The following is a 14199-nucleotide window of genomic DNA, read 5'->3' on the forward strand; positions in this document are numbered from 1 at the left end:
CAGGTAGGAAAAGATGAAGTTAGAATTTAAGCGATTGTGGCTGATTGTCTTGTTAATCACAATCAGTTTTGCAGTAACAAAAGCGCAAACGATACCAATAGATACTATCGCACCCGTAGATTCAACAGTTCAGGCAGCCATTGTTACGATTGATATGTCAGGTAGTTTCTGCGCGGGGAGTAGGGTAGAATTTGAGTTTGTAACCATAGGTACTTATCCTGAAGGTGAGCAATTCAAAATTTTATTAACGGACTCATTGGGAAATTATACCCAAGATTTGGGGACAACCAGTGCTCAATCACCTATTTCAATTCAACTTCCCATCAATTTTCCCGATGGATTATACTTTTTTCAGGTTGCCAGTAACTTGACGGGCATATTGAGTAACAAAAGTAAAATCTATATTTCTGCGCTACCAACGCTGACCATATCGGGCACTTCTACTGTGATAGCAGGAACACCGTCTACTGTAGCGTTAAGTTTTACAGGGACTCCGCCTTTTACCATTGATTTTGTTGATTACAAATCCAATCTTTCACCAGCGTACAGCCGTTCGGTTATAGCTACAAATTATCAACTTGTAATTGATCCGACTGTCTATTCGTCCGTAACATATGATAAAAATTATATAAAGAGTTTTAAAGATGGTCATTGTGGGGTAAGTCCGTTTATCGAAGGTTTCGCCCAAATTTTCGTTTCTGCACTAACCATTACTACCGGAACACTTAATAAAGCTTATTGTCCAGGCTCAGTCTTGTCTGTACCCTTTACGATCGATGGTCCTTTACCAGCCGATGCTCTTTTCCGGTTGGAACTGTCGGATGGCAATGGAAATTTTCAAAACGGTCAGGTAATCAGTTCCGGAAGCCGTACTAGCCCTATCACTGCCACGTTACCAGCCACCTTAGAAGTAGGATTTTACAGAATACGCGTGGTAGTGCAAAAGTCAGCCGGAGGAGTTGATTACAGTGAGATGGTAACTCCTGTTTCCAGTTCGCTGGCAATTAGTCGACCTGAAGCTCCCAAGGTTTCGGATGTATTATTTTGCCCCGGGTCTAAAATGGGTCCCCTAACTGCCGTTGGTGAGAATTTAAAGTGGTTTATTGAAGGCTTGACTCAGCCATTAGCAAGTGCCCCTACACCACCAAATGACCGATCTACTCGTTATTTTGTTAGTCAAACCGTTAACGGATGCGAAAGCGTTTTTGCAACCATCAATGTGATTACGAAAGAAGTACCTTCCGCACCTGACGTGGAAAATGTTTCCTTATGCCAAGGAACACAGGGGCAATTTTCGGTGGCTATCCCCAACGCTTTATGGTACACTTCAGCGACTGGCGGTACTGGATCTACGCAACCACCTTTGGTTAATAATCAAAATCCGGGCGATCAAATTTTTTATGTGACTCAAACTGTTGGTGGCTGCGAAAGTCCGCGGGCCATGGTAAAAGCGACCGTTTTCCCCATTCCACCTGCACCATTAGTTCTGACTCCTGCTCCACTTTGTCAATATGCAACAACTGCGAAGCCACTCGTAGCAACAGGACAGAATTTGACCTGGTATGATCGTCTGGGTAAGTTAGCTGAAGCACCGGTTCCCCCAACATTAATATCTGGGACAGTTTCATTTTCGGTAAGTCAACGTGTAAATGGTTGTGAGAGTCCACTCGCTTCCATTGAGCAGGTGATTCGCTCTGCTCCAGATAATCCTACTACAAGTTCAGTGCAGTATTGCGTAGGGGACGTTCCCCGTTCATTAACGGCCAGTGGTTCAAATTTGAGATGGTACACCAGTGCCGAGGGAGGGATTGGTTCTTCCAGTTCGCCTGCATTTTTCACGGAACAAGCTAGTACCTTGACTTTCTATGTTACTCAAACAGATGGTTTTAACTGCGAAAGCCAACGCGAGCCGATAATCGTTACAGTGGTTTCTGCTCCCTCCGCTCCGACAGTAACACCCAACCAAGTAGTTTGCCAATTTACTAAAGTGAAGCCTTTGACTGCATCCCCTAATATTGGATTGTTATGGCAGGGATCGGGTATCAATGGTACTAGCGAACTTGCCCCAACTCCTATAACTACGGAACCTGCTACATTCACTTACACGGTTTCACAAAAAGCCGGAAGCTGTACCAGTCCGGCTTCCGTAATTACTTTCACAGTCAGAAAGATTCCTGATGCTCCAAAAGTGATTTCCCCTGTTGCTTTCTGTATTGGTCAGACTAATACGGAGCTTTCGGCGCAAGCCGAAGGAAAATTAACGTGGTATACAGACGCTGCCCATTCTGCTCCATCATTTCTACAAGTCTTTGCAAATACAGAAAAGGCTAGCATAACAACCTATTTTGTCACACAAACTGATAATTATGCTTGTGAAAGCCCCAGTAGTACATTGGAGGTGCGAGTGTCTGCAAAGGCAACAGCGCGACTATCTGGGGATGGAGACATTTATGCTGGAGATAGCACTGCCATCCGTGTTCGACTAACTGGGGATGGACCCTGGAAATTCACCAACTGGCTGGGACAAGAAATAACCGCTAGGGTAGGAGACTCTTTGTATGTTAAGTGGGAGAGACCGACAAGTACTCGTACCTACTCCATTACAAATCTGAGTAGCACATGTGGGGCCGGTGATATATTAAATAGCTATACACTTTTGGTCAGAACACCACTAAGCGCTCAGCCATTGACAGAACCAGTTCTTCTAAAAGCTTATCCGAACCCATCAACCGGCGACGTCTTTGTGGATTGGAGTTTACCCACCCGGCAACTGGTGAATTTTCAGCTTATTAATGCAGAAGGTAAAATTGTTAAACAGCTTGAAAGCCAGTCTGTAAGCGGTTTTAAAAAAGAGCGTTTTCAGCTTCAAGGTCTACCTGCTGGCAAATATATCTTAAAAGTAACGACCCCTAAAAACGGTATTATCACTCGATCGCTATTGAAAGAATGATTAGAGAAATTGATAAAAATGTACAGAACAAAAGAAGCTTAAAACATGTCTACGAACCCTTTTAAATGGATCTTTGAACTAATTAGTATTACTTCAGGTGGATTGACGAGGATGACCTCTTCTCAACTGGGGCTTACATTCTTAGCAGCTATAGCTATCACCGCATTGTGCGCATGGATATGCCTGCATTATGTTCAACTTTGGAATAAGCGTTTTCGGCTGACAACTACCCATAAGGTACTTACGGCCCTTGCTTGTACTTTAACATTCTTCTTCGTGCTGGCTTATGCGGGCCTATCATTTATGAAGGAAATCACGGCGATTCGCATTTCGCTTTGGCAAACCATGACTAAGCTCGATCATGCATGGGCACGCGAAACTCTGGCAAAAACGTATGATGCCGTTAAAGAAGGTGGTTTCGAAGACTTTTCCCGCTACCCAAGCCCCGACTCTGGAGTTCCTATCACAAAAAGTGAGTCACGGCTCATTGCCGCGGAAGTAAACGCCAATGAGGCTTCTCGCCATTTTAGTGAACACCATCCTTTCCTTAGTAAGATAATTTGGACTCATCTTGAACTTCCCACTAAGATTGTAAAGGAAGACGTTGAGGAATATTTTAAGGAGCCCTCTAACCGTATATATCCACAGGAAAGAGCTATTGATTTGGCTGCTGAGCATATTAAAACCCAACTGATGCAGCAAACTCCACGAGTCGTTACTCTTTCCCGAATTGCATTAGTACTCGCATTTATAATCGTGCAACTAATTCCGTTTGGACTGATTGGATATGCGGCTTATAAGGATATCAAAGTATTAACCTAGTGAAAAACTTTTAAAACACGAATCATCAGATGGCAAACCATATACTTATCGGCTTAGGCGGCACAGGCGGTAAAATCATTCGAGCATTTCGCAAAACCATCTATCAGGAATTTAGGCAAACCAAGCCTGAGAATGCTCATCTTGGATACTTGTATGTTGATTCAAGTGACGAGCTGATGAGCTTGGAAGATTCTACGTGGAAGATTTTAGGGAAAAGTGTTCAATTAGGGGAGAATAGTAAGGTTCGGATTAAAGGTCAAAATTTAAAACCAATCCTTAATTCAGTTGATCAATATCCAGGTATACAACCTTGGATTGGTGATCGGGCTGTTTGGAATGATATTTTGGGTAGTATAGTTGGGGATGCTGCTGGTAGCCAGCGCAGGCGTTTAGGGCGCTTTTTATTAGCAACAAATGTGACATCATTTATAAATGCGCTAAATGCTCAAGTACAAGAATTAGTAAAAAACTCACAAGAGCCCAATGTGACATTCCATGTATGCTGCGGTTTAGCCGGGGGAACAGGTAGTGGAACGGCAGTTGATGTCGTAACTCAGATTCGTAATAACTATCGCCCAACTTATCCAGGTCAATACCGGATCGTGATTTATGCTTTTCTTCCTGACGAAAAGCCTAAACCAAACCGTGACATGACGGGCTTTTATCACGCCAATGGCTATGCAGCATTAAAGGAGTTAAATGCCCTCAGTATCGGGACATTTAAGCCCGTAGATCTGGCGGCTAAAAATCCCAACCAATTGCGGTTAGAATTGCAAGATCCTTTCAACGGCTGTTATCTGTTTTCAAATCAAAATGAAAATGGCTACCTAGTTGATGTAGATGCTCGCCTTCCAGATATCATTGCTGATTTTCTTTATCAGAAGATTATTGCTTTAGAGACGGTTCAAGTCATTGGCGGACAGGAAGAACATCCACAAGTAACACTAAGCCGCCAAGAAAATGCCGAAAACGGTGATAGCGGCCCAGAGCCTTCTCCCAATGATGCGAATGTCATGGAGCGCAGCAAACGGTTTCTGACATTTGGATTAAAAAGAATTGCAATTCCAGAAGAGGAAATCCGTGAATATACAACGCTGACGCTAGCAAATCAGGCCACTCAACATCTTCTTTATAATAACTGGAATGACGACACTGGGTGGGATAACAAACCTAAGAATATAGACTATACTTCTTACGTCCAAAAGAAGGAAAATCTCGAAGCTTGGTTTCTTTCCAATGATCATATAACCTATTCAAAAGGTATACTGGAGGGAGATCGGACGAATAAGAATTGGAAACTAATAAGTGAATACTGGCAGGTTGTAGCTGGTCCGATGATGGATACGGCTATGCAGGAGGATTGGTCACAATGGCTGCGGGAAATTGAGCGGTTATTTGCCGAGAAGTTTGAGAATGAATATAGAGGTAACGGGGTAAAAACTTTTTATGCTAATAAAGAATCGGCCAAAAGCGCAATTGCGCTGGAAATGAAACAAACGCTTGAAGTGAAATTGATTGACTTATGGCGGAATGGTGAATTTTCAATGCATAATGTTCGGCAAATAGCTGAAGCGCTAGGCGTTTGGGTATTGGCTAAAATTAACGAAGCGAACGAAAAAATAGCCAAGATTACAGAAGAGATTCCTGGCGAGGAAGCCAAGCTTAGTGCAAATAACAAGCAGTACAGTGATATTGGTGTGCTATCAAGGACGATGGGTAAGCATAAAAATATGTTGATCGGACATACTGAAGTACTTACGCAGCTCTATAAACTTCGTACCAATTTGGCGGGGTGGGAGTTCGCGAAATCGCTGCTAGGTGCATTCAATTTGCAGCTTTCTAGTTTGCAAAGAGATATTGCTACCACTGTAAGGACTCTGACTATTTCAATCGAAAGTTTTGAAAATGGCCTTAAAGAGCGTTTGCAGGATAAAGGTTTAGAGTTGAATGATCATGTAATTCGATTTTATGATCGAGATAAAGTGATACAGAGACTACCTGATTTTGTCCTCAACAAGAATTTACAGCATACTACCGCCAGCAATGTCCGTAATCGACTACTAGGCATTTTAGGCAATACCCAAACGTTTGGCAATTTCAACAGCAAAATAACTGATGTGGTGTTCCAGGATACGTTGTCGGAAGCTTCCGAGCAGAATGCTAATGTCTGGCACGATACTTTACCCAAGCAACATCAATTTATGGGGCAAAGTATCGTTCAAAAGTTACAAGAAGAATTTGCTGGCAATGATTTGAAGCTTACAAAGTTTGTTCGTGATATAATTAGACAGTCGGGTAGCTATTTGCAATTCAATACCGATGAGATTAATAAGAAGGGGGATGGTATTCCTGATCGACCGAACAAAGTAGTGACTTATACTGTCATTATTCCCCATGCTGCAGAAGAACAAGATTTTGTGAAAAAGCTGGAAGAAGCATTCCGACAAAATATTTCAACGACTGGCAATGTAAGCATATCCATCGTACCGCAAAATGACCTCCGACGTCGCCATGAAATTGTCTTAATGACCGTTACCAACCTCTTTCCATTACGATTTGTGGGCCAGCTTAAATACCTAAAAGAGGGATACGATCGACAAGTAATTTATCATCAAAATGCGGGTGAAAAAGCTAAAAATAGGATGATTCTTCATTTAGAAGGAGACGGTATGCAGCATCCTGATTTATATATAAAAACAATAACTCGAAATGAGTATACGCCTTACATGCTGACTGCAATAGCAATGGAACTTTTTACCAATCTGGTAGATGCTCGAGGGGTTTCACAATTAGCCTTAGTACGCAAAGACGAAGACGGCTTTGACCTTGATCCCGTATTTCTAGGGACGGACTTGCATCAAGCCAAAGAAAATATGTCTATGCAAGATCTAGAAGCTTTAAGACGAGAAGTCGAAGCCAAGCTAAAAAGTGAGTTTTTACAGATAGCAAAAAGGGAGGAGCTAAAGATCAAAATCATTGACACCGTTGAGGCCTTTAAAGAATCAAGAGGAGGGAGCCTAACTGATCCTGTATACGTAGCTTTCCGTGATGCAGGAAAACAAGCAGTAGCCATTTTAAAACAATAAGCCCGCCGACTATGAAAAAGTATATTTGTTTAAACCATGGAGAATGCAGTTGGGCAGATGAAAAACCTCCTAGAGAGTTTACACTCGATAATCCGGATGAACTTAATTGTCCTAACTGTGAAAGTAAAAATATTAAGGAGGCTCCCAAATCATCTACTCCTCCATGGTCAAAATTTGCAATAATCACAGGCTTACTTTTATTAATAGGAGGAATCGCATGGTATTTCTGGACTGTCAATCCACCTCCCCCTCCGCCACCTTTAAAAGTAAGCGTTGTAGGACTCGATTGTAATACAGGTTTTCTAACTCTGACTACCAATAATGGAGACGGTAGCCCTATAACTTTTGGTGCGGAAGGCCAGGTATTGGCACAAAAGGATAGCAGCTTTAAGATTGATAAATCTCTATTGTATAATAAATCTATTACCGTTTTTGCAGTTCAAAATGGTTACAGAAGCACTGCTGAATTTATAACGTCCTGTACTCCACTGCCACTACCCCCACCTCCGCCGCCAGGGCCAAATCATAGAAAGAAGCCAATACTGACCAATGGGTCTCCTAAAGGGAATCTTACTGTGATAGAAGGAAGTGAGGGATGTGAGATTTGTACGCGTTATTACAGTGCAATTGATGAAGCTGGCCATACTCATGAGATTAGAGAAAAAAACTCAACCGATTGCTGCCCTTGTGGCCAAACTGTTCAAATAAAAGGATTAACCTACCGCATGGAGTGCAATGAATTAGCTGGAAACAAACTTATTATCGTTCAATAGATTCCTATAAAAACATTTACCTAAACCTTTATAGAAACAATGGATTTTAAAGATCAGATTAAGCAACTAGGAGAGAGAGTTGCTCGTTTAAAAGATTCGATTTTAACGGAGGAAGCTACTAAGACGGCATTGGTGATGCCGTTTCTTACTACCCTTGGCTATGATGTATTTAACCCCTTTGAAGTAGTCCCGGAATTCATTTCAGATATTGGGACCAAAAAGGGTGAGAAGGTCGACTATGCAATCTTACGTGAGGTGAATGGTCAATCTGAACCTTGCATGCTAATTGAATGTAAGCATTGGAAACAGTCGTTAACGCTGCATGATAATCAACTACTGCGGTACTTCCACGTTACAAAAGCTCGCTTTGGAATCCTGACTAACGGTATTATTTACCGATTCTATACTGATTTGCAGGAGCCTAACAAAATGGATGAAAAGCCATTCCTTGAAATCAATCTGCTTGACCTTCGAGACAATTTGGTTGAAGAATTAAAAAAATTCAGTAAACCATATTTTGATGTTGATACGATTATTTCAACGGCAAGTGAGTTGAAATATACCAGTGAAATCAAAGCGCTGATTCAGCAAGAAATGGCTAATCCGTCTGATAACCTGGTACGTCATTTTGCAAAACAGGTGTACAGTGGCCAGCTGAATGCTAAAATGATGGAGCATTTTACTAATCTGGTGCGGAAGTCATTCCAGCACACATTTTCAGATCAGATCACGGACCGTTTAAAAACCGCCTTGGATCAAGAGGAAAAGGCAATTGCTCAACCCGCTTCTATAGATTCAACTCCAGCACCTACTGCTGAGGAGAAAAAGGCGGTTAATGTTGTTACCACCCAGGAGGAACTAGAGGGTTTCTATATCGTTAGAGCTATTCTTCGAAACAATATAGATATTAACCGGATCGTACACCGCGACGCTCAATCTTATTTCGCTATTCTGCTAGATGACAACAATCGAAAACCTATTTGCCGTTTGCATCTCAATGGAAATAAGAAAGCTATTACTGTCTTCGATGAAAACCGTACAGAGCAACGGCATGAAATAAGTAGTATTAACGATATTTTTCTTCATAGCCAATCATTAATTAAGGCTCTTTCTGCTTACGAAAAATCAATAGCATCTTAGATTTTTCAAATTGGCTTTTTTCCTAGGGGTATTTTGGGCCCCTAGGAAAAAGATGTGGATTTATAAGTAACTGCTTTGGTAGTTACTTATAAATCCACATCTTACAACATATTTTCTTTTTTTATCAAGTATGAAGGCAAGATACTCGCATTACTTTCAAAGTGTGCAAACAATGAAGAGTTATTTAGATGTGCCGATCTAATAATGCCTTGGGTTCCTATGGTTTTCATCGAAAACAGTTTTTCTGCTTTATTTACTGTCTTCAAAACCCATTGTGATTTTTGTTTAACCCCTGGAAGTCTTAGCTAATAGTAAGGCCAGTAAAGCCGCTCCCATAACGGCAAAAGCCATCAACAAATAGGATGTATGGAAACTTCCCATAAGTCCATTGAGATAACCTACCAAATAAGCACCGACAAAAGACCCTAAAGCTCCCATGCTATTGATCAAACCGATAGCCCCGCCTGCAACGTTTTTAGGTAACAGTTCGGTAACTAAGGCAAAAAAAGGACCGTAAGGAGCATATAAAGCACCCCCTGCAATTACTAGCATAATATAGGAAAGCCAAAAGTCCATACCCTCCAACAGGTAGGTGCCCATAAAAGCTACTGATGCGATCAATAGAAAGGGCCAAATGAAAAGAACACGGTTCTGGGCTTTATCGGAGAAGTAGGAAGCTCCAAACATGCCAATACTAGCTACCACATAAGGAACTGCTGATAACCACCCCGTAGTAACGATATCCATATTTGGGCTTGCTTTGATAATTGAGGGGAGCCACATCACAAAACCATAAACGCCCAGACTCCACAAAAAATAGTGAATGCATAGCAGGATAACCGGTGTAGAACGAAACGCCTGGCTGTAGTCTTTGACTGGTTTAATGGCTTGTTGTTCGTTCGCCAATCGCTCTTCAAGCAGTATTTTTTCTTCATTTGTAAGCCAATGGGCTTGCTGTGGGGTTTCATCGATCATTTTCCACCAGACAAAAGCCCACAAGATTCCCGGAGCCCCTTGGATGATGAACATCCATCGCCAGCCAACGGAATTGATTAAGTAACCCGAGAGCACTGACATCCATAAAACGGTAACGGGGTTGCCCAATATCAAAAAGGTATTGGCGCGAGAGCGTTCTTCCTTAGTAAACCATTGACTCAACAGAATGAGCATGGAAGGTATCACGGCACTCTCAACCACCCCTATTAGAAAACGGATTACGATTAAAGCGGTGACATTGCTGACCATTCCCGTGGCAGCGGCCAGACCTGCCCATAAAATCAATGAGACGAATATTAGCTTCTTAGCACTTTTGTGAGCCGCATATTGAGCACCTGGAATTTGGAAGAAGAAATAACCCAGGAAGAATAAGGAGCTGAGTAGGGAGGAGGTTGCCTGGGAAATGTGGAGATCTTCGTTCATCCCACCAGCCGCAGCAAATCCGAAATTAGCTCGGTCGAGATAGGCTAGGCTATAGGTGATGAAAACAATCGGAATAATGCGGTACCAACGACTTGGGGCGATTGTAACAGGCATGGAAGAAGAGGCTACTTTTAAATTTGGCATGATTGTAAATCAAGCTGGCTTAGCCATATAAAGAATGTAGATTGACGTTCTTACTATCTGCAAGCCTATTTCCCATCATTCGGAATGTTGTGGTATGTACCTTTTGCAAGGTTGCAAACCTTGCAAAGTATGCAATTCGGTCAAATTAAGTATTCAACCAAAAATGGATTCTAACGCCTTGTCGGTTGTCTCAGTATCGAATTCAGACAGGTACTTCTCGGTAATATTGATTTTTGAGTGTCTCAGTAGCTTTGAGATGGCGTACACATCCTTAATCTTCCTGCGACCTAAATCTGCAAAGGTGTGTCGAGCTGAGTGAAAGGAAACCTCTTTGTTTATACCGGCTATTGAGCAGATCTTTTTAAGGTATTTATTGATCAGCGCATTCTTCCGGCTGATCTCTTTTAATAAATCCGCTTCGGTAGGGTACGATCGATTCTGATTGAGTATTGGAAGTACATAGGCTTCGGGATTAACTTTTGCTGGCTTATAGTGCAGAATGATTTCTTCAGCTTGAGCAGGAACTTGGATTGAATGGCTTTCGGATACAACGTTTTTTGTTTTACGCATGACATAAGAAAGCCGGTTTTTATTCAGGTTTTTCCATTGCAAGCAGGCCAAATCACTAAAACGCATTCCAGCTAGGTAAAATGCGCACAACCAATAATTCCGAGTATGCCATAGCAAAGAATCCGTAGGAAGAGCAACATCACAAAATTGCTTAAGTTCATCTTCAGTAAGCCGGACTCGTTCGGGTTTTCCTTCCTTGATCCTGATTTGAAGGAAGGGGTTCTCTTGAATAGGTAAGATTCCTTCTTTAACGGCTTGATTGAAAATTGTCCGAATTTTGGAAAGGCCTTTTGAAATTGTGTTTACACTGTTGCCCTTTTGCTTACGAAGCCAGTTTTCATAGTCCGTCAGGGTTTTAACCGAAATGTCAGCAAACAGCAGCTTTTCATCCCTGACATACTCCAGAAATTTATTAATTTCCGTTCGAACATTCCTGGCGGTGTTGTAAGGTTTATTGTCTAAGTAGCCATAGGCGTACTGAAAAAAGAAGGTCGAAGACTTACCTTTCAGATTATCGGCAATCACAGCAGAGGTGACATTTTTGACTTCGGCTTTCAACTGGGTTGCTTCTGCTTTGATCGATTCAATCTTAGCATTCAGCACCGCATGAAGCTTATAGATTCGCCGTACTTCCTTCTTATTGGGATTCCAATCTTTGAGCGGGATATCAAAGCCTATATACACTCGACGGTGTTTTCGATTCTCCGTAATGCGAAGGAACAGGGGATATACATCTCCTTTTTTGGGTTTGCTGCTGATCTCAACAGTGAAGGAAATTGTGTTGGTTCGCTTTCGTCCTTTGGTTGGTATGGCTTCGGAATCAGACATATTTCTGGGACTTTAAAGTACCTTACTAAGGTAATCAAATAAGGATTTTACTGTAACATTACTGAAACATTTCTTTCTTTTAGTTAAAACAAGTTGCTTTCACTTACTTCAAAAAGGGCCTTTTTTGCGCGTTTTGGAGGTATTTTAAAGAAAACAAATGCAGCTTAGTGTAAAAGTTCGAGTCCGGCTCCCGGTACCAAACAGGAAAGGTCACCCAATCGGGTGGCCTTTTCTTGTTTATTGACTTCTCGATTTGTTGTTTACTGTTTTGTGAAGCATATAAATGACTTCAATCAGCGGACGGCGATGCGTCGAAGAGCCGTCGTGGGATGCTTTGTAGCTAATGTCAACTCTTGGGTGGTGGTTTTAATACCGTTGGAAATGGCGATTTGGTAAACACCGTCGGGCAGGTCGCTTACATCCGGCCGCAACTGAACGGCTTGCTGGCGTTTGCCAATCGGCCGAATGAAGATTTCTTTTCTTTCTGCGTTGATTAGCCGGACGGTGACCGGACTAGTTGTTTCTTTCTGAACCGCAATTTGCACTTTACCTTCGGTTGTCGTGTGCATCCCGCTCTGGAAACCGGCAGTTTTCTGGGGTCTGCTGGTATTAGCTTGCCCATTCGAGAAACTGGCAACGGTAACACTCAGGGCGACGAGCAGGGTGTTGACGATGGTTTTTATGGCGTATGTCGTTAAGTTTTGTGTCCGTTTGAATGATTCAAAGGTCGGCAGGTTGGCACCGAATGCCTGTCACATAGGAGTCAGTCCCTGCTACTTTTGGGTAACCGCCCGGGAAATATACACTGCTGAATAATTTGCCTGAATCGCCGGAAGTGTCCCGACTCATGTAACTCAGTCTTTCCTACGTTATTTTATGGAGTGCAACGTAGTCGTCGTTTGTCTAATCGTAGACCGAAAGAACACAAATCTCGTTGCATCGTTTCCAATCTAAATCATTGAATACTCCAAAAGCTTTTTACCTGAAATCCCTCTTACGTTAACTTCTGTAAGCCAGAGAATATTTACTGTATTAAATAGCAGTGATTACGTTCGTGGTGCCGGACATAATCAGGTTGAATGCACTGGCAGACACGCCATTGATTTTATTTTGTCTGCAAAGTTAATCTGCGAACAAAGTCTCCATTTAACGCTACTTACACTCCCCACTTAAAGCCACAAATCCAATCCCTGGTTTCCCGGGGGCTGTATCATCACCTAATTTTTGTGCAATAAATGCAGGTTTGCAGTCCTGAAGCAAAAGCCTGCATAAGGTTGGAATAGCTTAACATGATCTGTTGCTGCATCGGTCATCCGCTCATAATTTCCCATTATTGAAGCAGAATACAACTTCTTATGAGCTTATTTATATAGTATTAAAAAAGTTAAGTTGCTATTTAAATCCACATAATCACAAAGTTTACTGATGTAATAGAATTGGCATTGTCTATGCTATATAATAACCAAGACGCTATTATTAAAATAACTGAATTAATAGCGATCTTGAGTTGACTTTAGTATAAAAGTGTCTGATAAAATACTTATGGCCTGTATTTGCTTCTCCAGTTGCAATGAATGTAGTGATCTTCTGATACTTTTTGGTAAACCAAAGGGAAATAGGTAAGGATCCATTGCTTAATTCTTCGGTTTATTCTCTGTCTGATAAATGGCAGTCTGATTTGTTGGTTTTCTGGCCGTAAGTAGTTGTAATGTAATCGATTGGTTTCTCGATCTTTTTTTTAATGATGCCTAATTAGGCATCATCTGGTAACGTATTGTGCTCACCGTAACTTGTAAATTGACTCAACAATGACTCAACGCTTCTTATTCTTTTTACTCTTTGGATTAACTCTCAGCTTTTTCGCCACCGCGCAAACGGCGATCTTTAACGCCAGCCCCTCGGCTCAACCCGGCTCGGCCATCAGCCTGCAGGGACACTTCGGGGCCACGGCCAAAGCCTACCTCGCTAAAGGCACCTCCACCTCAAGCGTCACCTTGCCCATCCTGGTGCAGAGCGCCAACCAAGCCACCGTCCAGATCCCAGCCAACCTGGGCCTGGACCTCTACCAGGTCTGGATCACCGACAACGGCCAGAACAGCCCCAAAGTCTTCGTCAACCAGGCCTGGGGCATGCACTTTGACTCCCCCGAGGTAGCCCCCGAAGGAACCCTGCGCATCTTTGGCCGCAACCTGCAACTGAGCACAGCCTCCCCCAAAGTCCGCTTTGTGGCTTCCAACGGCACCTCCCTGGATGCCACCGTCCAGAGTGGTGACGCCTACTCGCTGACGGTGAAGGCCCCCAGCGGTTTGCAGCCCGGCAGCGTCTACAGCGTCTGGGTCACCAACGGCCTGGGCGGCTCGGTAGGCGAAACCAAAATGAGCAAGACCATCACCGCCATCAAAGCCGGCACCGACTACTTTAAGCTCAATGTGGGCTGGGCACCCAAGCTGGACTTCTACACCAATGT

9 protein-coding genes are annotated in these 14199 nt (G+C 42.6%); 6 read left to right on the forward strand and 3 right to left on the reverse strand.

Going from position 1 to position 14199, the window contains the following annotated elements:
- Positions 1-13 precede the first annotated feature (13 nt).
- Genes LX87_RS27430 through LX87_RS27445 form a run of 5 tightly spaced genes read left to right on the forward strand, consistent with a single transcriptional unit; the run spans position 14 to position 8771 of the window.
- Positions 14-2950 carry an Ig-like domain-containing protein gene (locus tag LX87_RS27430; protein ID WP_111631514.1) on the forward strand — a complete coding sequence of 979 codons (2937 nt, stop codon included), beginning with the start codon at positions 14-16 and terminating at the stop codon, positions 2948-2950.
- A gap of 45 nt (positions 2951-2995) precedes the next feature.
- On the forward strand, positions 2996-3772 hold the full coding sequence (locus LX87_RS27435) for a hypothetical protein (protein ID WP_111631515.1): 777 nt from the start codon (positions 2996-2998) through the stop codon (positions 3770-3772).
- Positions 3773-3801: 29 nt separating this feature from the next.
- Positions 3802-6858 carry a tubulin-like doman-containing protein gene (locus LX87_RS27440; RefSeq protein ID WP_111631516.1) on the forward strand — a complete coding sequence of 1019 codons (3057 nt, stop codon included), beginning with the start codon at positions 3802-3804 and terminating at the stop codon, positions 6856-6858.
- A gap of 11 nt (positions 6859-6869) precedes the next feature.
- The gene (locus LX87_RS28675; RefSeq protein ID WP_146624583.1) at positions 6870-7631 is read left to right on the forward strand and encodes a hypothetical protein; all 762 of its coding nucleotides are present in this window, start codon (positions 6870-6872) and stop codon (positions 7629-7631) included.
- Positions 7632-7670: 39 nt separating this feature from the next.
- The gene (locus LX87_RS27445; RefSeq protein WP_111631517.1) at positions 7671-8771 is read left to right on the forward strand and encodes a type I restriction endonuclease; all 1101 of its coding nucleotides are present in this window, start codon (positions 7671-7673) and stop codon (positions 8769-8771) included.
- A gap of 285 nt (positions 8772-9056) precedes the next feature.
- On the opposite strand, the gene LX87_RS27450 is transcribed toward LX87_RS27445, so the two are convergent.
- The 3 genes from LX87_RS27450 to LX87_RS27460 all read right to left on the reverse strand — a co-directional run bounded on the left by LX87_RS27450 (position 9057) and on the right by LX87_RS27460 (position 12301).
- Positions 9057-10334 (reverse strand): MFS transporter, encoded by a 1278-nt coding sequence (locus LX87_RS27450; protein ID WP_229310851.1) that lies wholly within the window; start codon positions 10332-10334, stop codon positions 9057-9059.
- A gap of 153 nt (positions 10335-10487) precedes the next feature.
- Positions 10488-11732, reverse strand: a complete 1245-nt coding sequence (locus tag LX87_RS27455; RefSeq protein WP_111631519.1) for a site-specific integrase — start codon at positions 11730-11732, stop codon at positions 10488-10490.
- A 293-nt stretch (positions 11733-12025) separates the two neighbouring features.
- Positions 12026-12301: a T9SS type A sorting domain-containing protein gene (locus tag LX87_RS27460; RefSeq protein ID WP_111631520.1), complete on the reverse strand. Its 276-nt coding sequence runs from the start codon at positions 12299-12301 to the stop codon at positions 12026-12028.
- A 1239-nt stretch (positions 12302-13540) separates the two neighbouring features.
- Between LX87_RS27460 and LX87_RS27465 the strand changes: the two genes are divergently transcribed.
- A partial coding sequence (locus LX87_RS27465; protein ID WP_146624584.1) for a hypothetical protein occupies positions 13541-14199 on the forward strand: 659 nt, incomplete at its 3' end.

Origin of the sequence: Larkinella arboricola (assembly GCF_003259745.1) — a bacterium.
Classification (GTDB): Bacteria; Bacteroidota; Bacteroidia; order Cytophagales; family Spirosomataceae; genus Larkinella; species Larkinella arboricola.

Coding starts and splice junctions, on each gene's coding strand:
- LX87_RS27460 (WP_111631520.1), bottom strand. CDS start 12,301: ATGCACACGACAACCGAAGGTAAAGTGCAAATTGCGGTTCAGAAAGAA.
- LX87_RS27445 (WP_111631517.1), top strand. CDS start 7,671: ATGGATTTTAAAGATCAGATTAAGCAACTAGGAGAGAGAGTTGCTCGT.
- LX87_RS27435 (WP_111631515.1), top strand. CDS start 2,996: ATGTCTACGAACCCTTTTAAATGGATCTTTGAACTAATTAGTATTACT.
- LX87_RS27430 (WP_111631514.1), top strand. CDS start 14: ATGAAGTTAGAATTTAAGCGATTGTGGCTGATTGTCTTGTTAATCACA.
- LX87_RS27450 (WP_229310851.1), bottom strand. CDS start 10,334: ATGCCAAATTTAAAAGTAGCCTCTTCTTCCATGCCTGTTACAATCGCC.
- LX87_RS28675 (WP_146624583.1), top strand. CDS start 6,870: ATGAAAAAGTATATTTGTTTAAACCATGGAGAATGCAGTTGGGCAGAT.
- LX87_RS27440 (WP_111631516.1), top strand. CDS start 3,802: ATGGCAAACCATATACTTATCGGCTTAGGCGGCACAGGCGGTAAAATC.
- LX87_RS27455 (WP_111631519.1), bottom strand. CDS start 11,732: ATGTCTGATTCCGAAGCCATACCAACCAAAGGACGAAAGCGAACCAAC.